The sequence below is a fragment of the Pseudomonas gingeri genome (assembly GCF_013385635.1).
GTDB classification, from domain to species: Bacteria; Pseudomonadota; Gammaproteobacteria; order Pseudomonadales; family Pseudomonadaceae; genus Aquipseudomonas; species Aquipseudomonas gingeri_A.
Genome location: NZ_JACAPR010000034.1, coordinates 1 through 20,948, shown reverse-complemented (window position 1 = coordinate 20,948; position 20,948 = coordinate 1). Strand labels below are relative to the sequence as shown.

Here is a 20,948-nt window from a genome sequence, read left to right as displayed (position 1 = left end):
GTTGTACTCCCTGAACCGTTGTAATGACTAGAAACCACTCTCGCGCACACCCAGCGCCGCCATGCGCCGCCAGGCCGTGCCCAGCAACGACTCGTTGCGGCCCTGCAACACCGCCACGCCGCGCAGTGGATGGCTCGGCGTCGGTACTTCATCCAGCAACTTCAGGCGCACCCCGTATTGCGCCTGCACCGGCTCCGGACGACGGTTTTCGTCGCGCCGCACGGCAATCGGGCCGTGGTGATCGGAGGTCAGCGCCTCCTGATCGATAGCCGCCACGCCGTTGGCGTCGACATCCAGCAACTCCACCGGCCAGGCCGGGCGCATCGGGTCGTCGGCGACAAAACGTCCGCTGGCCCCCGGCGCCACCCGCCACAAATCCTCTTCGGCCAGGTAGCCGCGCAGGCGGGTGCCTTCCTCGACAATCCGCGCCAGCGGCTCCCGGGTCGAGACCCAGCGTCCGGCCACCAGTTGCGGCATCAGGTCGCGCACCTGGCCGGCCTGGGGCGCCCGCAGCAACAGGCGCTCGCGCCGGGCCAGCAGGCCGCGGTACTCGGCCACCGACTCCGCCAGGCGCTGTTCGAGCACACCGACATCCGCCGCCGTTTCGCTGCGGCCGGCCTGGCGGCGCATCTGCAATTGCAGGATATCGATTTCACGACGGACGATGATCAGCCGCGAATCGACGTCCGGCGACTCCAGTTCCACCAGCACCGTACCCTGCTCGACCACCTGCCCATCGTGCACATTGACCTGCTTGACCCGAGCCGCGACCGGCGCATGCATCGCGGTGACCCGCCCGGCTTCGAGCATCGCCGGTACTTCCACACTGCTGCGCCACGGCACCGCCACCAGTAACAGCAGCGCCAGCAGCGCCAGGCCGCTGAGCAGCACCCGCGGGGTATGCGCCTGTTCGCGCCTTGACCACCACTCGCGGGCCTCCTTGAAAATCGGCAGGAAGATGAACCAGCCCAACTCCACCAGCATCAGGAAGATACCCAGCAACTTGAAGAACAGGTGATAGACCGCCAGCGCGATGCCGAAGAACAACGCCGCGCGCCACAGCCAGGACAGGAAGCCCCACCACAGCAGGCGCCGCTGCATGCCCGGCGACCACGGCTCGGGCGCCGGCTCGTCGTAGCCGAACAGGGTTTCGCGCAAACGCCAGCGGCACAGGGCAAAGGCCCGGCCCTGGAGGTTGTCGACTTCCCAGAGATCGCTGAGCAGAAAATAACCATCGAAACGCATGAACGGATTGAGGTTGACCGCCAGGGTGGTCAGCCAGGTCGCGCTGGCAAGCATGAACGCTGCCGTGCGCGCCGGTCCGTCGGGCAGCAGCGACCAGGCCAGCAGAGCAATACAGGCCAGCACCAGTTCGGCCAGGACCCCACCGGCACCGATCAGCAGCCGCGCCTTGCGGTCGTTGACCCGCCAGGCATCGCTGACATCGGTGTAGAACAACGGCAGCAGGACCATGAACGCCACACCCATGCTCTGCACCCGGCAGCCGGCGCGCTTGGCCATGAAGGCATGGCCGAACTCATGGCAGAGCTTGGCGAAGAACAGCGCCACGCCAAAGGCCATCGCCCCACCGAGGCTGAACAGATGCGGGAAGGTCGAGAGAAAGCGCTCCCAGTCTCGCGACACCAGAAACACGCCGAGCCCGAAGGTCAGCGGCAGGCCGTAGCGCAGCAGATTCGGCCCGAAGCGTTGCATCCACGGCCAGGCGCGATTGAGAAAGGCATCCGGACGCCACAGCGGAATGCGGAAAAACAGGTATTGATGCAGCGCCATCTGCCACAGGCTCTGGCGCGAAGCCGCGGCCTTCCAGGCATAACTGGCGCGCTGCTGGGGGTCTAGGGCGGCGATCAGGTCATGACTGCGCAAAAAGCCCAGCAGTTGCTCCAGCTCCGGTTCGCCCAGGGGCAGGCCCGGCTCGTTGTTCGCCGCCTGCAGTACTTGTTGCGGATCGCCCAGCGACCAGTGGCGCAGCAGGCGGATGGCCTGGGCACCGAGCTTGAAGTAACGCCCGCGCACCGGGTCGGCCAGGGTCCAGCGTGGCGAGCCGTCCAGGGCCGTCGATGCGGGCGTGAGCTGCAGATCGGCCCGCAGGCTGGGCAGGTTCATTACAGGCCGACGCTCTGGCGCAGCCCGGCCAACGGCCGGCGCAGCAGGTACAGGGCCAGCGGCGCGCGCTGGCCGAAGATTTTCGCGGTGCCGCGCAGGCCGATACGCGGTGGCGGCGAATCGGTAAACCCGGCATCCAGTCGATAGGCCAACTGTCCGGACGGTGTCGATTGCGCTTCATAGGCCACCCGTTCCAGCTTGGCCGAGTGGCGCTGCAACGGGTCGCTGTCGAGGAACAACGCCACTTCGGCGTTCGATTCCAGGGCGATGGCGTCGCCCACCGCCAGCTCGATGCGCAGTTCGGCCTGGCTCGGGTCGGCGATTTCCATCAGTCGTTCACCGGTCTGCACCGGCTTGCCGGTCCAGCGTTCGGCATCGGCGAAAACCGCGATGCCGTCGCGCTCGGCGCGCACTTCGCTGCGCTTGAGCAGCTCGGCGGCGTAATCGCGCTCGGCGCGTTTCTGCTCGACCCGCGCCGCCAGCAAGTCGATCTTCGAGCTCGACTCGGCATCGGCAAAGGCGCGCTGGGCATTGGCCTTCAATTCGGCCTCGGCCACCCCGAGGGCACGCTGGGCGACATCGGCCTGGGCCTTGAGGGTGGTGCTTTCGAAACGCACCAGCAGGTCGCCGGTCTTTACCCCCTGGTTGGGCTTGACCAGGAACTCGGCCACCACCCCATCCAGCGGTGCCGCCACCACCCGCCCGGCCAGCGGTACGACTTCCGCCGGCGCCAGCACCGATTGGCGCACCGGAATCAGCAGGCTCAACAACGCCAGCGCCACCAGCACTACCTGGCGCTTGCGCGTCAGGCGCAAACGCCACGGTCGACGCGGCTGCAAGGCCAGCCAGGCGTGGCTGTAGGTATCGCCCAACTGCGCCAGCAACACCTGCTCGGAAGGGTTCCAGGGGTTATCGCGGGCAAACCAGAGACCGCCGAAGACCTCGCCCTTGTGGTCGAGCAACGGCAGCCAGAAGACCTGCGGTGCCGACAGGCTCTGCCAGTCCTCGCGAACCGAGGTGCTGAAGGCGTCCATCGGCACCACGGTCGCGGGCTTGGCCCGTTCCAGCTTGAAGATCTGCGCCACGGCCTGTTCGACAAAGGCGACAAACGGCGCATTCGGTTCCACCGAGCTGACCCCGGTCACCGCCCGTACCTTGCCGGCGATCAGCAGCGCGGCATGACGAAAGCCGAACAACGCCTGGCCATCGTTGACCAGGCTATAGGCAAGCTGTTCGGTGGTACGGGCCGCACGGGTCAGACGTTCGAGGTCGAGGAACTGGGCAAAGACCCGCTCCGCCGCCCCCGCGACCGGCGCGTTCACTTGAGCTCCGCGAAATGCGCCGTGCCGCTCATGCCCGACAACAGGCCTTCGGCCTTGGGCAGGCTGGCCACCAGCAGCAGGGTCTGGCTGCCTTCATCGATACGCGCACCGAGGCGCTTGATGGTGGCGGTCAGCGCCTGGCCGGTTTCGTCCGGGACAAAGCTGAAGGTCTGCCCGGGCTTGAGCTTGCCCATCCAGCGCGAGGGCACCAGCAGATGGATTTCCAGAGTGCGGTTGTCGACGATTTCCAGCATCGGCGAACCGATCGAGACACTTTCGTAGCGCTGCACCTTGCGCTGCACGACCTGGCCGTCATAGGGCGCGATCACGTTGCAACGCTTGACCTGGACCTGATAGACCTGCGCCTGGGCCTGGGCTTCGGCAACCTTGGCTTCGGCGCGGGCCACTTCGAAACGGCCCACCGAGTTGAGCGAAGCGAGCTGGCGGTTATGGGCCAGTTCTTCATTGGCGCCCCGACCGGCGGCCTGGGCCGCATTGAGCTGGGCCTGGAACGCCGAACAGTCGAAACGCGCCAGGGTATCGCCCTTGTTGAACGTTTCGCCTTCGCTGAACGGCAGCTCGATGATCCGCCCCGACAGTTCACTGGCGAGCATCGCCTGATCCCGCGCGCGCAACACGCCACGGGCCTCGCTGGCCGAGGCCGCATGGGCACCCGGCGCGGCATTGTCCAGCAACGGATCGCCCTCGCTGGCCGCTTGCACCTGAGTCAGGCACGCCACACAGGACAATCCGAACACCCAACCCCACAAACGCTGCATAACAGTGACTCCTTGTCGGACAATCGCGAGTCTACGACAGTCAGGTCAAGCGTCAAGCAAATTGCCATCACCTTGATCAAACGCGCTCGATGTGCGGCAGGTCACAGCCTGCGATGCCTCGCCTTGCACAAGCATAGGTGTAGATCCCGCGCTTCGGTATGATGGCGTCCCCTTCGGCCCTCGGCGCCGCACGTTACCGGATTAAGGACAATTCATGCGTATCGGTCTTCTGTCATCCCTGGCGCTGGGCGTCGCATTTTCCTCCCTGGCCCAGGCCAGCTCCGATAATTTCTGCTACCCGCGCTGGTCCATGGTCCAGTACGACCTCGACCGCTGCAGCAACCTGGCCTTCCTCAACCCGAGCAACGACAGCCGGGTCAACCTGCGCCTGTTGCTGGCCGACCAGGGCAACGTGGCGCTGACGCCCAACGAACTGAGCGAGGACGATCTCGCCGAGGGCTACGGACCGGTGCCGTTCGCCAACACCCGCCTGGACCCGGCCAACTCGCCGGATGTCACCGACGAGCCGGACGACTCCACCACCGCCAGCCTGGAAGAGACCCTGGAGAAGCTCGGGATCAAGCGTGAAAGCGAGACGCCAGCCGGCGACGCCTTCCTTTCGGGCGAAGGCAGCCGCTGCCGCAGCAACTCGGACGACAGCGCCAGCGCCTTTATCACGGCATTGATCGGCACCGGCGAACTGTCCGCGACCGAGCGCCAGGCGCTGGCGAATTCGCGAGTACAGATGCTCGGCGCCTGCACCTGGGACCCGGCGCAGCAGGCGGCGCTGGTGCCAAGTGCCATCGAGTCCGCCCCGGGCCAGGCGTTTGCCGCCTACCTGCGTGCCGCCAGCGACTTCTACAGCGGGCGCTTCAGCGAGGCCGCCAGCGGCTTCGCCAGCCTGGGCCAGAGCAGCCAGCCGTGGCTGAAGGAAACCGCGCTGTACATGCAGGCGCGTACCGCCCTGAATATCGCCCAGCAGAACACCTTCGATGCCGACGGCATGCCCACCGAGGGCGAAGCCGATCCGGCGCAGTTGAAACAGGCCGAAGACGGTTTCAATGCTTACCTGAAAACCTACCCGCAGGGTCCGTATGCTGTCTCCGCCCGTGGCCTGCTGCGCCGGGTCTACTGGCTGGCGGGCGATTCCGACAAGCAGGCGGCGGAATACCTCTGGCAACTGAGCCAGCCCGAAGACGCGTTGCGCAATGTCTCCTCAAGTGACCTGGTGCAGGAAATCGACAACAAGCTGGTGTTCGGTTCCGGCAAGGTCAACCAGCCACTGTTCCAGGCGGTCAACGACCTGATGGGCATGCGCCCGCTGAACGACGACAACCGCACGCCACGGCTGACCCTGGAGACCTTGCAGGCGCAGAAAGCGATATTCGCCGCGCAACCGGCGCTGCACGACTACCTGCTGGCGGCGTTCCACCTGTATGTGGAAAAGAACCCGGAGCTGGCGCTGAAGATCCTGCCCGCCGAGATCCCGGCGAAGCTCGACTATGCCGCCTTCAGCCAACAGGCGCTGCGTGGCCTGGCCCTGGAAGCCAAGCAGGACTGGAACGGCGCCGAGGCGCTGTGGTTGCAGTTGCTGGCGCAGGCCAAGCAGCCGCTGCAACGTGAAACCCTCGAACTGGCCCTGGCCAACAACTACGAGCGCAGCCAGCGGGTGGCCAAGGTCTTTGCCGCCGATTCGCCGATCAAGACACCGCAGGTCCGCGCCATCCTGCTGCGCCATATCGCCGATGCCGGGCTGCTGCGCCAGCAGGTCAACCAGGGCGCGGACGCCACCGAGCGCGACAGTGCCTTGTTCGTGCTGCTCTACAAGGACCTGCGCCTGGGCCACTACGCCGACTTCGCCGAAGACCTCAAGCCACTGCCCGCCGAGCCGGCCGACAGCCGCCTGGGCACCAGCATCGGCTACACCTACAGCGGCGGCCAGTCGCTGAGGCTGTTCCGCTGGACCGGCGCCAAGGCCGAATCCGGCTACCCCTGCCCGACCATCGGCGAAACCGCCGCGGCCCTGCAAGCCGACGACAAGGCTCCGGCGGCGCTGAATTGCCTGGGTGAATTCATCCTGCGCAACAGCCTCGACGGCATGCCGCTGGACAGCCAGCGCAACAAGGACGAACTGGGTAGCACCCCGTCACTGTTCAAGGGCCCGCTGTACTCGCGCCTCGACGGCTACCAGAGTGTGATCGCCAACCCCAAGGCGACTCACGCGGACAAGGGCTACGCGCTGTTCCGGGCGATCAACTGCTATGCCCCGGCGGGCTACAACAGTTGCGGTGGCAAGGACGTCGAACCGGCGCAACGCAAGGCCTGGTTCAAGCAGTTGAAGAGCGGCTTCGCCGATACCCAGTGGGGCAAGTCGGCGCAGTATTACTGGTAAGTCGCGATGAGCCGTTGGCGCTGGCTGTTGCTGGCCGGCTGGCTGGGTGCCGGCAGCGTGCTGGCAGCGGTCGATGCGCGGGAATATGACGCCTTCTGGCTGTGGAGCGGCGTCGCCCCGTAGCCGGTGCTAGCCCAGGCCCGCAGCCTGTACATCCTGCAGGGGCAGATCAGCCAGTCACGCCGCGCACCGCAGCAGGGGGGCAGTTTTATCGCCCAGGGCATCGCGATTCCGCGCCTGACCCGGGGCGAAGTCTGGGTGGTCTATCGCGCTCACACCCTGCGTTGGCCGGAGCCGGTCTACCGCCAGTTGCTCGGCCAGGTGAAGCGCTGGCAGCAGGCGGGCAACCCGGTGGTGGGCATCCAGATCGACTTCGATGCCCGTACCCGTTACCTCGACGAATACACCGCCTTCCTGCGCGACCTGCGCCAGCGCCTGCCGCCGGAGCTGCGCCTGAGCATCACCGGCTTGATGGACTGGAGCAGCAACGCCGATCCGGCGGCCATCGCCCAGCTCAAGGGCGTGGTGGATGAAGTGGTGGTGCAGACCTATCAGGGCCGCCACAGTATTCCCGACTACGCCGCCTACCTGCCCCGGATGAACCGGCTGGGGCTGCCGTTCAAGATCGGCCTGATCCAGGGCGGCGAGTGGCAGGAGCCGGGCTATCTGAAAGGCAACGAGTGGTTTCGTGGGTATGTGGTGTTTTTGCAGAATCGCTGAGGCAGGCGGCGCCTGGGCCTGCGCCTTCGCGGGCAAGCCCGCTCCCAAAGACCATGCCAACACTGTGGGAGCGGGCTTGCCCGCGAAGGCGTCAGCCCGAACAACACCGCTTACCGCTGCATGCCCCAGCGCTTCACCGTCACCCGTTCCAGGGTATCGAACACCAGATTCTCCACCAGCAGGCCGATCAGGATCACCACGGCAAGACCGGCGAAGACCTTGTCGGTGTACAACTCGTTGCGGTTCTGGAAGATGTACCAGCCCAGGCCGCCCTTGCCGCTGGTGGCGCCGAATACCAGTTCCGCCGCGATCAGGGTGCGCCAGGCGAATGCCCAGCCGATCTTCAGCCCGGCGAGAATCGACGGCAGCGCCGCCGGAATCAGGATGAACAGCACAAAACGCAGCCCTTTCAGGCCGTAGTTGCGCCCCGCCATGCGCAGGGTTTCCGAAACCCCGAGAAAGCCGGCATAGGTATTGAGCGCCAATGCCCACAACACCGAGTGCACCAGCACGAAGATCAAGCTGTTCTGCCCCAGTCCGAACCACAGCAACGCCAGGGGCAGCAGGGCAATCGCCGGCAACGGGTTGAACATCGAGGTCAGGGTACTGAGCAGGTCGCGGCCGAACTGGGTCGATACCGCCAGCGTGGTCAAGGCGAACGCCAGGACGATCCCCAGCACGTAGCCTTTGAGCAGCACCACCAGGGAAATCCCCACCTTGTCCAGCAACTCGCCGCTGAGCAGGCCGTCGTACAAGGCGCTGGCCGTCTGCAGGAAGCTCGGCAGCAGCAGGTCGTTGTTCTGATAACGCGCCGCGGCTTCCCAGAGAACCGCCAGCAGGATCAGGATCAGGCTCTTGCGCAGCCAGCCCTGTTGCCACAGCCGTTGCGCCAGCGGCAATTCGCGCTCCAGCGGGACTTCGAGCAGCGGCTCCAGGGTCACTTCGTATTCTTCACGCACGGGGGATGAAAGGCTCATCGGGCATTGCTCCAGCCGCTCAATAGGCGATGCGGATATCGGCGAAATCCAGTTCGGTTTCGGCCTGCGGGGTTTCGTCGAACAGCAGCCGGTGGATCTTGCGCGCCGACGCCTGGAACGCGGCGCCACCCAGGCTGTGCAAGTCGTACTGATGACTGTGGATTTCCGCCCGCACCCGCCCCGGATGGGGTGACAGCAGCAGGATGCGGTTGCCCACCACCAGCGCTTCTTCAATCGAGTGGGTGACGAACAGCAGGGTGAAACGCACCTCCTCCCAGAGCTGCAGCAGTTCCTCCTGCATCTTGCGCCGGGTCAGCGCATCGAGGGCGGCGAAGGGTTCGTCCATCAGCAGGATCTTGGGCTGCATCGCCAGCGCCCGGGCAATCGCCACCCGGGCTTTCATGCCCCCGGACAAGGTGTGCGGGTAGGCGTCGGCGAAAGCGGCCAGACCGACCTTTTCCAGGTAATGCAGCGCCCGCTCTTCAGCGTCCCGGCGCTTGAGGGTGCCGGACGCCAGCAGCGGAAACATGACGTTCTGCTTCACGGTTTTCCAGGGCGGCAACTGGTCGAACTCCTGGAACACCACGATGCGGTCCGGGCCCGGGTCGGTGACCACCTGGTCTTGCAGGCGGATCTCGCCTTCGCAGGGGCGGATAAACCCGGCCACCGCCTTGAGCAGGGTCGACTTGCCACAACCGGAAGGCCCGAGCAGGACAAAGCGGTCTTCCCGATCGACCTCGAAACTGACCCGGTGCGTCGCCCGTACCACCCGCGCCGGGGTGCGATACTCCAGGCTGACCTGATCGACCGCCAGCAACGCCGGGGTCGCTGCGATCGGATTGCTGGCCGTGTGGCCTTGCAAGGGGGCATTCATGTCGGTCAGCTCCCCTGCAGCAGTTTGGCGTCCTCGAAGAAGTAGTCCTTCCACGATTGCGGCTTGTGCTTGATGGCGCCCACACGGTAGAGGAATTCAGCCAGCGGGTAGGTGTTCTTCGGCGTCACGCTGAATTCGAACTGTGGGTTGTCGATGATTTTCAGCAGCGCTGCGCGGTCGATCTTGGCTTTGGTCACCCGTAGATAAGTGTCTGCCGCGGCGCCTTTATCCTTCTGTGCGAAGTCGGCGGCTTCGGCCAGGGCATCGACGAAGGCCTTGTAGGTCTTCGGGTTGTCATTGCGGAATTTCTCGGTGGCGAACAGCACGGTCGGCGAGTTCGGCCCGAGCAGGTCGTAGCTGTTGAGCACCACGTGGACGTTGGGATTTTCCAGCGCTTGTTCCTGGAACGGCGGGTTGGAGAAGTGCCCGGTCAGTTCGGTGCCGCCGGCGATCAACGCGGCCGTGGCATCGGGGTGCGGGACGGCGACGGTGTATTTGTCCAGGCGGTTGAACTCCTTGTCGCCCCACTCCTTGGCCGCCGCGTATTGCAGGAAACGCGACTGCACGGACACCCCCACCGCCGGCAAGGCGATGCGGTCCTGGTCGGTGAAGTCGGCAATGGTCTTGACCTTCGGGTTGTTGCTCACCAGGTAGTAGGGGAAGTTGCCCAGGGAAGCCACGGCCTTGACGTTCTGCTTGCCGTAGGTGCGGTCCCAGATGGTCAGCAGCGGTCCGACGCCGGCACCGGCGATATCCACCGAGCCGGACAGCAGGGCGTCATTGATCGCGGCGCCACCGGACAGCTGGGTCCAGTCGACCTTGATATCGATGCCTTCGGCCTTGCCGTATTTCTCGATCAGGTGCTGGTCGCGCACCACGTTGAGCAGCAGGTAGACAATGCCGAACTGTTCGGCGACGCGGATCTGGCCTTCCGCCTGGGCGGCGGCCGGTGCCAGCAGGCTGCCGGCCAACAGGCTCAAGCCCAGGCCGATGGACGTGGTGAGGCGGCCGAGTTTCGGCAATAGCGCAAAGGGTGCAGGCATGGGGATGCTCCTTGAAGCGATCAGGTCAGAACGGGGCATCGCCCTGGATGGTGGTGCGGTAGAGCTTGCGCCGCAGGTGGCTCGGGCAACCGGCGGCCAGGTGCACCAGCGAACGGTTGTCCCAGAACACCAGGTCGTGGGGCTGCCATTGATGGCGGTAGACGTTTTCCGGGCGCACGCTGTGGGCGTACAGCTCGCTCAACAACTGGCGACTTTCGTCTTCCGGCAGGCCGACGATCCGGGTGGTGAAACCCTCGCTGACGAACAGTGCCTTACGCCCGGTTTCCGGGTGGGTGCGGACGATGGGGTGCACCACTTCGGCGACCTGGGCCAGTTGTTCCGGGGTGAGGGTCGGCCGCCAGTTGCCTTCGAATTTGCTTTCGCTGTAGCGGGCCGTGTACGAGTGCGCCGCCGAACGGCCTTCAACCGCCTGGCGCAGTGCCTCGGGCAGGGTGTCCCAGGCCTTGTGCTGGTCGGCGAACAGGGTGTCGCCGCCTTCGGCCGGCAACTCCTGGGCGTGCAGCATCGAGCCCAGGCTCGGCAGTTCCTTATAGGAAAGGTCCGAGTGCCAGAACTTTCCGGCGTCGCCCAAGCCGATATTCTGACCGTTCTCGATGATGTTGGAGACGATCAGGATTTCCGGGTGGCCGGCCAGGAGAAATTGTTTAAGAACGTGAATCTGCAACACGCCGAAACGACGACTGAAGGCGATCTGTTGCTCGGGACTGATGCGCTGGTCGCGAAAGACCACCACGTGATAGTCCAGGTGCGCGCGATGGATGCGGGCGAAATCCTCTTCATTGACCGGCTGGCGCAAGTCCAGGCCGACGATTTCGGCACCGACCGCGCCGACGAAGGGACGAATCTCGAAGGATTGGGACGCCACCACGGACGCCGGGGAAACCGCTGAAGCCGAAGACATACATTCACTCCCACGCAGAGCACGCTTTCAGTGCGCGCCTCGATCAGAAACTCACGGTGGTCCCGTGTTCGTTCAGTTCGTGCGGCGCACCGATTGGTCGGTGGGTACGCAGGGGGATGACGATATAGTCATAAGAAAAATAATTTAAATACTATTTAGGAATATGCATAGGACAACAGCACCGCCCACCAGCGCCGTTTCACATCCGCGTGCAAATTCACCTCGTCGCTGACAAGTAATACTTACTCACAAAAATGACCGCTCCCTACACCCCTTTAAGAAACGATTGATGGTTAAGCGGGGTGCCCTCGAAGAAAATGGCACCTTGCGATCACCGATCATGAGCTGCGGCCAGTTTGACAAGCACCCGGGCAGCTCCTAGCGTGCCATTGGATCCAATTTGAATTCTGTTCTCGAGCAGCAGGTAGTTTTAGCGTGGCAGAAAAACCGAACCCTTTGAGCAGCATCCTCGTCAACGGTCCGATCCCCGCCCACCTCGCGCGGGCGGTGATCGAGGAAACCTTGCGCAGCGCTATTCTGGATGGGCGGCTGCCCTGCGGCATGGCGTTGCGCCAACAGGAGTTGGCAACGCTGTTCGGCGTCAGTCGCATGCCGGTCCGCGAGGCCTTGCGCCAACTCGAGGCCCAGGACCTGCTGCATGTCGTCCAGCACAAGGGCGCCGTGGTCGCGCCGCTGATCGACGATACCTCGACTGAAAACTACAACCTGCGCATCCTGCTGGAGTCGGAAGCCCTGCGCCTGTCAGTCCCCCTGCTCACCGAGGAAGACTTCGCCCGGAGCGCCGCCTATATCGACCAGCTTGAAACGGAAACCGACTACACCCAGGTAGGCCGGCTCAACCGCCTGTTTCACATGAGCCTCTACCACAAGGCCCCCAACCGCAAACTGCTGGGCCTGATCGAACAGGGCCTCGTGGAGGAAGAACGCTTCCTGCGTTTCAATCTCTCGGCCATGGGCCTGGGCAAACTGTCCCAGGACGATCACCGGGAGCTGCTCCAGACCGCCCGTGACGGCCAGGTCGAAGCGTGTGTGGAGCACTTGCGCCACCACTTGCAACGCGGTATCGAGGTCATCCAGCGCTACCTGGGCAAGTCTTGAACCATTCACCGACACACGCCATGCCCGTGCCTTGAGCACAACAACCCCTTGACCTCGCTGTTGAAACGCAACCGTGCCGGCTGGGTCCACGGTGGGATAACCGAGCCTGTTCGAAGCGTCGGACGCGCTTCACATCCCCTGGCGATAGTCGAGCCATGCATTTGGGCACACTCTGGTCGATCGAGGCGGCACGAGCGAATCACGTACGAACTCGCCCACGACGCCCGGACAAGAGACAGATCAAAAGGAGAGCTTTGCCACAGACCAGGGCACGGATGAACCGTGCCCCGGCCTCGTCTATCAAACCACTGGCCATCCCGTTCAAGAGTGCTCGAGTGAGGCATTCACTCAATGTTCCTTATTCTGTTCATTATCGAACGGAAGAGCTGCTCTCATTCCCATAAAACAACCTGAAATTGTTTTATCGGAGTTGTTCAGCCCTTGCAAACAGGAAACTTTTACTATTTTAAAAACAACTTGATCGCCACTTGTTTTCTGGACTAGTTTTGAATAACCGCCAGGTTGCAACCCGCCTGTGACAGCCCGCAGTGTGGAGACGCCTTCCCGGCAGAGCCAGGCAAGACAAGCTCACACAACCAGCAGACACAACGACAATGGCCCGTGCGCCGTTGATTCAGGCTCTTGAGTTTTCCAACTCTTGATCAGGGAATTCGCTCGTCCGCCATTTATCGACGGCCATGACACAACATGACAAGCAACTGCACAACAGTGTTTGCCGTTACTCCATTTACCAACCGAACAGGTGGCTAATGAATATTTGCAAAGAACATCTGGAACACAGAAAAAACCAATTGAGCGAACATGCTGTTTTCAGTGAAATACATTCACTGCCATTACTCAGACGTTTTATGCAAGTGCATGTCTTCGCGGTATGGGACTTCATGTCGCTGACCAAGCGCTTGCAACGGGAGCTGACCGGCCTCGATCTCCCCTGGCTGCCCCCCAGGGATCCACGGGCGGCCCGCATGATCAACGAGATCGTGCTGGGCGAGGAGTCGGATGCGCGCCACGGGGCAGGCCATTGCAGCCATTTCGAGCTGTACCTGGAGGCGATGCGCGAGATCGGTGCCGACACAGGGGTCATCGAAGGTTTTATCGAACGCTTGCGCGAGGGTGTCGCCGTCGACAGCGCGCTGCAACAGGCCGGTGTCGACCCGGATGCCGGCCGCTTTGTCCGGCAGACCCTGGATATCGCCTTGAACGCGGCGCCGCATTGCGTCGCCGCAGCTTTCCTGCATGGCCGGGAAAGCCTGGTTCCGCGGATGTTCCAGCGGCTGCTCGAACAGTGGGGTATCGACCGGGCCCAGGCGCCGACCCTGCACTACTACCTGCAGCGGCATATCGAGTTGGATGCCGGTAACCACGCTCCGGCCGCCGGACAACTGCTGGAGCGCCTGATCGATGCCGACCCGCAACGGCGGAGCGAAGCCTGCGCCGCCGCCCTGCTGGCCGTGGAAAGCCGCCTGACGCTCTGGGACGACACCCAGCGCAAACTGCGCTCCGGGACGCGCGAGGTAGCGCTATGAACGCCGGCGACTACAGCGCTTTCGCCGACGCCTGGGAAAGCCGCGCCAGCATCCGCACCCGCCCACGGCGCCTGCTGGAAAACGATGACCGGCTGATCTACCCCCTCAGCCGCCAGCCGTTGGTCAACAGCGCGGCGTTTCTCGCCCAGTGCCCCGAACAGCGCGATTTCGTGCTGATCCAGAGCCTGTACAAGTTCATCAACGACGTGGTGATTTTCGAGACCGAGATCGTCGACCGCACCGCCCGCCGCATCGCCAAGGACCGCTTCCCGATCCGCTTTCCGTTCGCCTGTCGCCATGCCGCCATGACGGTCGTGGTGGACGAGGACTATCACGCCCTCGCGGCCATGGATTTCATGCAGCAGACCATCGCCCTGACCGGCGAGCAACCGATCGCCCTGCCCGCCGAGATCGAGCTGAGCCGCGCCATACCGGCGGCCCTGGGCATGGCGCCGGAGCACCTGCTGGGCGCGGTCGAGCTGATCTGTGTGGCGATCGCGGAAAACACCGTGACCAGCGATGTCGCGGCCTTTGCCAAGGACGACACGGTCAAGGCCTCGGTCAAGGGACTGATGGCCGACCACCTGCTCGACGAAGGCCGCCACGCGGTGTTCTGGACACGCCTGGTACGTCTCTACTGGCAGAGCGCAAGCGCGGTCGATCACGAACTGATCGCCGCCATCCTGCCGGTGTTCATCGTCCATTACCTGACCAACGATATCCAGAAGGCCTTCGATTTCGCCGTGATCGAGCACTTGCCGGTCGACGAACCGGTCCGCCGGGCACTCAGGCGCGAAGCCCTGGGCCTGGCCTATCCGATCAATCGCCAGCATCCGCTGGTCATCAATATCGTGCGCTTCCTGCGCAACAGCTCGCTGCTGGATTCGCTCGCCGTCCGGGACGCCCTGGGCGACTACCTGCTCTAGCCAAGGAGATCATCATGAGACGTCTCGAGATTCTGCTCGTCGGGCGCAGCCAGGTGCTCGATGAACTGACGCAGGAACTGGAACAGCAGGGTCATCTTGCCCGGCGCCTGGATACCCCCCAGGCCGTCGACGCGGGCCTGCCGACCGCGCCGGACCTGCTGATCGAGGATGGCAGCCTGGCGCTGCCCGTCCACATCGATGACGCGGTGCAACTGGGCTTGCGCGTGGAGTACGGCCCGCTGACGGCTGCCGGCCTGCCCGCCCTGGCGCTGCGCTGCTGGCAGGAAGGCCGCCTGATCGAACGCAGGCCGGTCGACCAGGACGGCTCCGGCAATGGTCAGGCCCTGCGACTGGCGGCAGCCGCGGCCTTGCTGGAGCTGTGCACGCTGCTGGTCAGCCGCTTTGCCCGTGACGCCGACTACTTCCGCGATATCCCGCCCGTGGCAGCGTTGCCATGGGATGCGCAGCATCCGCTGCCGGTGCTGGAGTCGCTGGCCTTCGAACATCGCTTCAACCAAACGGCCCGCCCCGACCTCCTGGCGCTGGCGGCGATACCCGTGCTGCAGCGTATCGAAGACAGCCTGCGCCGATTCGCCGAACGCCCGGCCCTGACCTTCAATGGCAACTCGTCGAGCTATCGCCAGTTGCATGCCCACGGCCTGGCGATCCAGGAGTGCCTGCTGGCGGCACTCGCCGGGCTGGACACCCGTGGTACGGCGCCGGTAATCGGTGTCTGCCTGGACAAGACGCCGGCGCTGTACGCGACGCTCCTGGCCATCCTCGGTTGCGCGGCGATCTATCTGCCGCTGGACCCGAGCCATCCACGCCAGCGCCAGCGGTTTATCCTGGAGGACGCCGGGGCGGTCCTGCTGCTGCACGAGGGTCGCCCTCCCCTCGATGATCACCTGCCCTCGCTGGATATCCGCGCGGTACAGATCGACCACGCCGCGCCGTCCTCTTCTTCCCTGTTGCGCCAGGTATCCGCTGCGCAAGCGCCCTGTCTTGCGTTCTACACCTCGGGCACCAGCGGCCAGCCCAAGGGTGTGTTGCTCAGCCAGGCCAATCTTGCGCATTTCACCGCCTGGTACGCCGACTATGTGCAGCTCAGCGAACACAGCCGGGTCCTGCAGTTCTCGACCCTGAGCTTCGACGCCTCGCTGATCGATATCTTCCCCAGCCTGGTACAGGGCGCCGAACTGGTGGTCGCCAGCGAGGACCAGCGGCGCGATCCCTTGCAACTGGCGACACTGATCCGCCGTCAGCGCATCAGCCACGCCTTCCTGCCACCCATGCTGCTCGGCATCCTGCCCCTCGATCCGCCGCTGGGGCTGAGCCATGTGATGACCGGCGGCGATGTCTGCGAGCCCTGGGTGATCGAGCAACTCACGCGCCAGGCACGCTTCTACAACCTCTACGGGCCCACCGAGGCCACGGTGCTGGTCACCGCGCGGCAGTTCCGTTCGGGAACCAGCAATCGCAGCCTGGGCCGGCCGATCGCCAACAGCCAGGTGTTCATTCTCGACGAGCACGGCCAGCCGGTGGCCGAGCAGACGCTCGGCGAGCTGTATATCGCCGGACCGGGCGTGGGCCTGGGCTATCTGAACAATCCCGGGAAGTCCGCCGAATGCTACGTGCCCCTGGATACCGGCGACGGCTCGGTACGACGGGTCTATCGTACCGGCGACCTGGCGCAATGGACCGTCGAGGGCATCGAGCTGTGCGGACGTCGCGACCATCAGGTGAAGATTCGCGGCTTTCGGGTCGAGCCCGGGGAGATCGAGCACTGCCTGCGCAACAGCCGCTTGTATCGCCAGGTGGCCGTGATTATCGACAACTGGCGTCGGATACTGGCGTACATGGCGCAACCGATCACCGCCGACAGTGGCCGTGATGCCTTGCGACAACATGTCGAGCGCTGCCTGCCGGGCTACATGCATCCGGCCGCCTATGTCGAGCTGGCCGAACTGCCGTCCGCCGGCAACGGCAAGGTCGACCGTCATGCGCTGCTGGAGTTGCCCGTCCACCTGCCCGACGCTTCTCGCCTGCGCTTGCCGGCCAATGCCGATGAAGCCTGGTTGCTCGGACTCTGGGCCAAGCTGCTGGAACTGCCGGTAGACGAGATTTCCACCGACGAGAGCTTCTTCAACCTGGGCGGCCATTCGATCCTGCTGTCGAAACTGCTGCTGGGGATTCGCGAACACTACGGACATGGCATCTCCATCAACCGCTTTATCGAAGAGCCGACGCTGTGTCGGCTGGCGGTACTGGTCAGGGGCGAGTCGACCCAGGAGGCCGTGAGCCCGCGGGTATTTATCGATGCCGTGCGCCAGCTGGATTTCCAGGCGCTGCCGGCGGCACGCGCGGGTGATCCGGGCAAGGTGGTGCTGACCGGCGCCAACAGCTTTGTCGGCGTGCATATCGTCGAGGCCCTGCTGGCCGCTGGTGTGAGCGAGATCGCCTGCCTGGTGCGCGACAGCACGACGACCCCGGCGGCCGAGCGTTTCGCCCGGGCATTGCGCGACAACCGCCTGGAGCATCTGGACCTGAACCGCGTGCGGGTCTATCCGGCCGATATCCGCCAGCCACGCCTGGGGCTGGCGGTACAGGTGCATGAGCGGATCGACCGTGAGTTCGGCGTGCTGATCCACAATGCCGCCCACGTCAATCATGTGCTCGACTACGAGACCCTGGCCGCCGACAACGTCGACCCGCTGTTCGAATGCCTGCGGTTGTGCGAGGGCCGCAGCAAGAAGGTCTTCAATTTCATCTCCAGCCTCTCGGCCTGCAGCCGTATCGCCGAGGACGGGCGGGTGCTGGAGCAACTACCGGCCGATACCCCGCCGATCTATATCCGCAACGGCTACAACCTGTCCAAGTGGGTCGGCGAACGGATTCTGCAGCGGGCGTATGAACAAGGCGCCTGGGTCAATCTCTACCGCCCCGGGAACATCAGCTTCAACAGCCGCAATGGTGTCTGCCAACCACAGCGCAATCGCCTGCTGCTGATGCTCAAGGGCTCGCTGCAACTGGGCCAGGTGCCGGCCCTGGCGCTGAACTTCGATCTGATGCCGGTGGACTTTCTCGCCCGGTTCATCGCCTTTGAAAGCCGCCGCGTGCCGGACAGTCCCGGCGTATTCAACCTGCATAACCCGCAACCGCTGAGCTGGAACGACTATGTCGCGGCGTTCCGCGAAGCCGGCCATGACTTCCAGCTGGTCAGCGTCGCCGACTGGCAACGGCAACTGCAACGGGTCGATCGCGATAACGCGCTGTTCGAGGTGCTGGGTTTCTACCTCAACGGTTTCGAAGAGGACATCGGCGATATCTCGGCCATCGAACATGACCAGGCCGAGGCCGGCATCCGCCGTATGGGCGATGCCTATCCGTACAAGACCCCGGCGTTGCTGCGCAAAGGCTGCGATTACCTGCGGCAGATCCGGTTCATCTGATTCCCCACAACCACCAGGAGCACCCTCATGAATACCCTGCAACCCGATACCCTGATCCGCAACCCTCAAGGCCAGCCCGTGGTGTCCGCGGTCGAGATTCCCCGCGATGCCGCCAGCACCTGGGCCGTGGTCGGTGATTTTGCCGGCTTTGCGGCCTTCGTTCCCGCGCTCGCGCAGATCGAGATGACCGGTACTGGCGCGGGGGCGCTGCGCAAGAAGTTGTTCAAGGACGGCAATGTGGTGGTCGAGCAACTCAACAGCCGCGATGACTCGGCGATGTACATGACCTGGACCACGCTCTACAACACCCTCGGGGTCGACCAGCTCTGGGCGGCGATGCGTGTCGAGGCATTGGCGGCGGACCGCTGCCGCGCGACCTGGACCATCATCGCCGAACCGGCGAGTGTTGATCCCGAGGGCTTGCCGGGCTTTCGTCGTTTTATCCAGGACTTCGCCGATGAGGCGATGGGGAATGTGCGGATGTTGCTGACCTGAGGCATCCTGGTTTGATGATCGTTCCCACGCTCTGCGTGGGAATGCAGCCCGTGACGCTCCGCGTCACAAAGAGCGGAGGCAGAACGTCCAGGGAGGCGTTCCCACGCGGAGCATGGGAACGATCAAGGGGTCGTCAGATCCTGAAGCTGTCCACCAGTTGCTTCAACCGGCTGGCCTGCTGCGACAGGGCATCGCAATCCTTCAGCGTTTCATTGAGGTTGGCCACGCCCTGCTGGTTCAGCAGGTTGATCTGGTTGATGTCGACGTTGAGGGTTTCCACCACCGCCGTCTGCTCCTCGGTCGCCGCCGCCACCGATTGGTTCATGCCATCGATCTCGCCGATCCGCTGGGTCACGCTGATCAGCCGTGCACCGGCCTGGTTGGCAACTTCGACGCTCTCTTCGCTGGAAGCCTGGCTGGCATTCATGGTCGTCACCGCCTCACGGGAACCGACCTGCAACGAGGTGATCATCTTGTGGATCTCCTCAGCCGATTCCTGGGTGCGGTGGGCCAGGTTGCGGACCTCGTCGGCCACCACGGCAAAACCGCGCCCCGCTTCGCCCGCACGGGCGGCCTCGATGGCGGCGTTGAGGGCTAGCAGGTTGGTCTGCTGGGAGATGCCCTTGATCACATCAAGAATGTGCCCGATGTTGTCGGTACTGGCGTTCAAGGTCTCGATCTGGGTGCAGGACAGGCTGATTTTCTGCGACAGCTCGGTCATCGCCAGGATGGTCCGTTCCACCACCTGGCGACCGTCATCGGCCTGCTCGCTGGCACCACTGGCGTGTTGCGAGGCATCCGCGGCATTGCGGGCGATCTCCTGTGTGGCCGCCCCCAACTGGTTGATCGCCGCCGCGACGCTGTTGGTCCGCGCGCTTTGTTCATCGGAACCGATGATCGAGGCATTCGAGGAACTCATCACCCGCTGGGACAGGTCGTGCACCTGGCGGGTAGCCGAGGACACTTCGGAAATCGACGCGTGGATCCTCTCGACGAACTGGTTGAAGGCGCTGGCCAGTTCACCGAACTCGTCCTTGTTCTCGATGGTCAGGCGCCGGGTCAGGTCGCCCTCGCCCTGGGCGATGTCTTGCATCGCGCGCCCCATGGTGGTCAGTGGACGCATCAGTACCTGGATCAGCAAGGTCAGCAGCACCGCAATGGCGACCACCGCGATGAGCATTGCGATCAGCGCCGAAGTGCGGAACTTGCTCAGGGGCGCATAGGCCTTGTTCTTGTCGATGGACAGGCCGATATACCAGTCCGCCGACGGCAGGCCCACCACTGGCGTGAAGGAGAGGATGCGCTGCTGGTTGTTCAGGGTGACTTCCTGGATGCCCTTGGTGATGCGCACCGCCGAGCCCGGGTAGATGTCCTTGAGGTTCTTCATCACCTGGTCCTTGTCCGGGCTGACGATCACCTGGCCGTCACCGCTGACGAGGAACGCCTGGCCGATGCCACCGAAGTCCACCGAGTTGATGATCTTCACCAGGGTTTCCAGACTCAGGTCGCCGCCGACCACGCCAAGCAGTTGCCCGCCGCTTTTCACCGGCATGGCGATGGTGATCACCAGGCCGCCGACCGAGGCCATGTACGGTGGGGTCAGCATGGTCTTGTCGGCGACCACGGCGGACTTGTACCAGGGACGCTGGCGTGGATCATAGCCGTCCGGCATCTTTGCATCGGGGCGTTGGGTGAAGGTGCCATCTGTCTGGCCGACATAGGTGAACTGGAAGTTCGAGGTGAATGCCGGCTGGCCCACCAGGCCCGGGTAATCGGCCTTGCTGCCTTGGTGCGCTACGTCCTGCGCGAGGTTTTCCAGGACCAGGATCCGCCCGCTCAGCCAGTTCTGCACACTGCTGGCGGTAAGGTCGCCGGCCTGTTGGACCGACGATTCGAGGTTCTGCCGGATAGTGCTGCGCTGCAGGTAATCGTTGTACAGCGTGAACAGCGCGAAGGCGAGAACCACGACACCGGAGGCGGCCAAAAGGATTTTATGGCTGAATTTAAGGTTCATTTCATAGACTTCTTATGCCGAAGGTGGGGATGCGTGCAAAAGGGACATTCCTTGTACGGCGTAGGCAGCGTTCTATGACTGCTCCACTTTGGTGCACGCATTGCTCACCATGCTGTCGGCACCATGGAGCGAAAACTTAACTCATTTCGGCAAATGGTTGATGGCTTTTTGCCGGCCAAAAACAAAACCCCCGTCTGCGTTAGCAGACGGGGGTCTCGGAATTCAATCTTGACGATGACCTACTC

Annotated in this window: 14 protein-coding genes and 1 pseudogene; 7 read left to right on the top strand and 8 right to left on the bottom strand. The window is 64.0% G+C overall.

The annotated features are described in order from the left end of the window. Positions 1–27: 27 nt before the first annotated feature. The 3 genes from HX851_RS31585 to HX851_RS31575 are packed head-to-tail and all read right to left on the bottom strand — an operon-like array spanning position 28 to position 4,225. Complete coding sequence (locus tag HX851_RS31585; RefSeq protein WP_177066433.1) at positions 28–2,124, bottom strand: site-2 protease family protein; 2,097 nt, start codon at positions 2,122–2,124, stop codon at positions 28–30. After that, positions 2,124–3,446, bottom strand: a complete 1,323-nt coding sequence (locus tag HX851_RS31580) for an efflux RND transporter periplasmic adaptor subunit (RefSeq protein ID WP_177063496.1) — start codon at positions 3,444–3,446, stop codon at positions 2,124–2,126. Before HX851_RS31580 ends, HX851_RS31585 begins: the two co-directional genes overlap by 1 nt. Further along, complete coding sequence (locus HX851_RS31575; RefSeq protein WP_177063495.1) at positions 3,443–4,225, bottom strand: efflux RND transporter periplasmic adaptor subunit; 783 nt, start codon at positions 4,223–4,225, stop codon at positions 3,443–3,445. Before HX851_RS31575 ends, HX851_RS31580 begins: the two co-directional genes overlap by 4 nt. Positions 4,226–4,439: 214 nt before the next feature. Between HX851_RS31575 and HX851_RS31570 the strand changes: the two genes are divergently transcribed. Both HX851_RS31570 and HX851_RS31565 read left to right on the top strand, forming a co-directional pair. Then, complete coding sequence (locus HX851_RS31570) at positions 4,440–6,617, top strand: PA5441 family protein (RefSeq protein ID WP_177066435.1); 2,178 nt, start codon at positions 4,440–4,442, stop codon at positions 6,615–6,617. A gap of 6 nt (positions 6,618–6,623) precedes the next feature. Further along, positions 6,624–7,337 (top strand): annotated as a pseudogene (locus HX851_RS31565) (DUF3142 domain-containing protein). A gap of 110 nt (positions 7,338–7,447) precedes the next feature. Here HX851_RS31565 and HX851_RS31560 read toward each other — a convergent pair. The 4 genes from HX851_RS31560 to HX851_RS31545 are packed head-to-tail and all read right to left on the bottom strand — an operon-like array spanning position 7,448 to position 11,153. Then, on the bottom strand, positions 7,448–8,314 hold the full coding sequence (locus HX851_RS31560) for an ABC transporter permease (protein ID WP_177063492.1): 867 nt from the start codon (positions 8,312–8,314) through the stop codon (positions 7,448–7,450). Positions 8,315–8,333: 19 nt separating this feature from the next. Beyond that, the gene (locus HX851_RS31555; protein ID WP_177063491.1) at positions 8,334–9,188 is read right to left on the bottom strand and encodes an ABC transporter ATP-binding protein; all 855 of its coding nucleotides are present in this window, start codon (positions 9,186–9,188) and stop codon (positions 8,334–8,336) included. 5 nt (positions 9,189–9,193) lie between these two features. Further along, positions 9,194–10,231, bottom strand: a complete 1,038-nt coding sequence (locus HX851_RS31550; protein ID WP_177066436.1) for an ABC transporter substrate-binding protein — start codon at positions 10,229–10,231, stop codon at positions 9,194–9,196. Positions 10,232–10,256: 25 nt separating this feature from the next. Beyond that, the gene (locus HX851_RS31545) at positions 10,257–11,153 is read right to left on the bottom strand and encodes a TauD/TfdA dioxygenase family protein (RefSeq protein WP_177066437.1); all 897 of its coding nucleotides are present in this window, start codon (positions 11,151–11,153) and stop codon (positions 10,257–10,259) included. 435 nt (positions 11,154–11,588) lie between these two features. On the opposite strand from HX851_RS31545, the gene HX851_RS31540 reads away from it, so the two are divergent. The 5 genes from HX851_RS31540 (at position 11,589) to HX851_RS31520 (ending at position 18,689) form a co-directional block, all read left to right on the top strand. Next, positions 11,589–12,272, top strand: coding sequence for a GntR family transcriptional regulator (locus HX851_RS31540; RefSeq protein WP_177066438.1), 684 nt, complete (start codon positions 11,589–11,591; stop codon positions 12,270–12,272). Positions 12,273–13,042: 770 nt separating this feature from the next. Then, on the top strand, positions 13,043–13,819 hold the full coding sequence (locus HX851_RS31535; RefSeq protein ID WP_177063487.1) for a DUF3050 domain-containing protein: 777 nt from the start codon (positions 13,043–13,045) through the stop codon (positions 13,817–13,819). Continuing rightward, on the top strand, positions 13,816–14,745 hold the full coding sequence (locus HX851_RS31530) for a diiron oxygenase (protein ID WP_177063486.1): 930 nt from the start codon (positions 13,816–13,818) through the stop codon (positions 14,743–14,745). The genes HX851_RS31535 and HX851_RS31530 overlap by 4 nt, the downstream gene beginning before the upstream one ends. A gap of 14 nt (positions 14,746–14,759) precedes the next feature. Continuing rightward, positions 14,760–18,194, top strand: coding sequence for an amino acid adenylation domain-containing protein (locus HX851_RS31525; protein WP_177066439.1), 3,435 nt, complete (start codon positions 14,760–14,762; stop codon positions 18,192–18,194). Positions 18,195–18,221: 27 nt separating this feature from the next. Then, positions 18,222–18,689 carry an SRPBCC family protein gene (locus HX851_RS31520; protein WP_177063484.1) on the top strand — a complete coding sequence of 156 codons (468 nt, stop codon included), beginning with the start codon at positions 18,222–18,224 and terminating at the stop codon, positions 18,687–18,689. Positions 18,690–18,822: 133 nt separating this feature from the next. On the opposite strand, the gene HX851_RS31515 is transcribed toward HX851_RS31520, so the two are convergent. Next, complete coding sequence (locus tag HX851_RS31515) at positions 18,823–20,703, bottom strand: methyl-accepting chemotaxis protein (RefSeq protein WP_177066440.1); 1,881 nt, start codon at positions 20,701–20,703, stop codon at positions 18,823–18,825. Positions 20,704–20,948 lie beyond the last annotated feature (245 nt).

Bases quoted from the DNA above. Each gene is read 5' to 3' on its own strand.
- HX851_RS31575 (WP_177063495.1), bottom strand. From the start codon at position 4,225: ATGCAGCGTTTGTGGGGTTGGGTGTTCGGATTGTCCTGTGTGGCGTGC.
- HX851_RS31550 (WP_177066436.1), bottom strand. From the start codon at position 10,231: ATGCCTGCACCCTTTGCGCTATTGCCGAAACTCGGCCGCCTCACCACG.
- HX851_RS31545 (WP_177066437.1), bottom strand. From the start codon at position 11,153: ATGTCTTCGGCTTCAGCGGTTTCCCCGGCGTCCGTGGTGGCGTCCCAA.
- HX851_RS31530 (WP_177063486.1), top strand. From the start codon at position 13,816: ATGAACGCCGGCGACTACAGCGCTTTCGCCGACGCCTGGGAAAGCCGC.
- HX851_RS31520 (WP_177063484.1), top strand. From the start codon at position 18,222: ATGAATACCCTGCAACCCGATACCCTGATCCGCAACCCTCAAGGCCAG.
- HX851_RS31560 (WP_177063492.1), bottom strand. From the start codon at position 8,314: ATGAGCCTTTCATCCCCCGTGCGTGAAGAATACGAAGTGACCCTGGAG.
- HX851_RS31555 (WP_177063491.1), bottom strand. From the start codon at position 9,188: ATGAATGCCCCCTTGCAAGGCCACACGGCCAGCAATCCGATCGCAGCG.
- HX851_RS31535 (WP_177063487.1), top strand. From the start codon at position 13,043: ATGAATATTTGCAAAGAACATCTGGAACACAGAAAAAACCAATTGAGC.
- HX851_RS31570 (WP_177066435.1), top strand. From the start codon at position 4,440: ATGCGTATCGGTCTTCTGTCATCCCTGGCGCTGGGCGTCGCATTTTCC.
- HX851_RS31525 (WP_177066439.1), top strand. From the start codon at position 14,760: ATGAGACGTCTCGAGATTCTGCTCGTCGGGCGCAGCCAGGTGCTCGAT.
- HX851_RS31515 (WP_177066440.1), bottom strand. From the start codon at position 20,703: ATGAACCTTAAATTCAGCCATAAAATCCTTTTGGCCGCCTCCGGTGTC.
- HX851_RS31585 (WP_177066433.1), bottom strand. From the start codon at position 2,124: ATGAACCTGCCCAGCCTGCGGGCCGATCTGCAGCTCACGCCCGCATCG.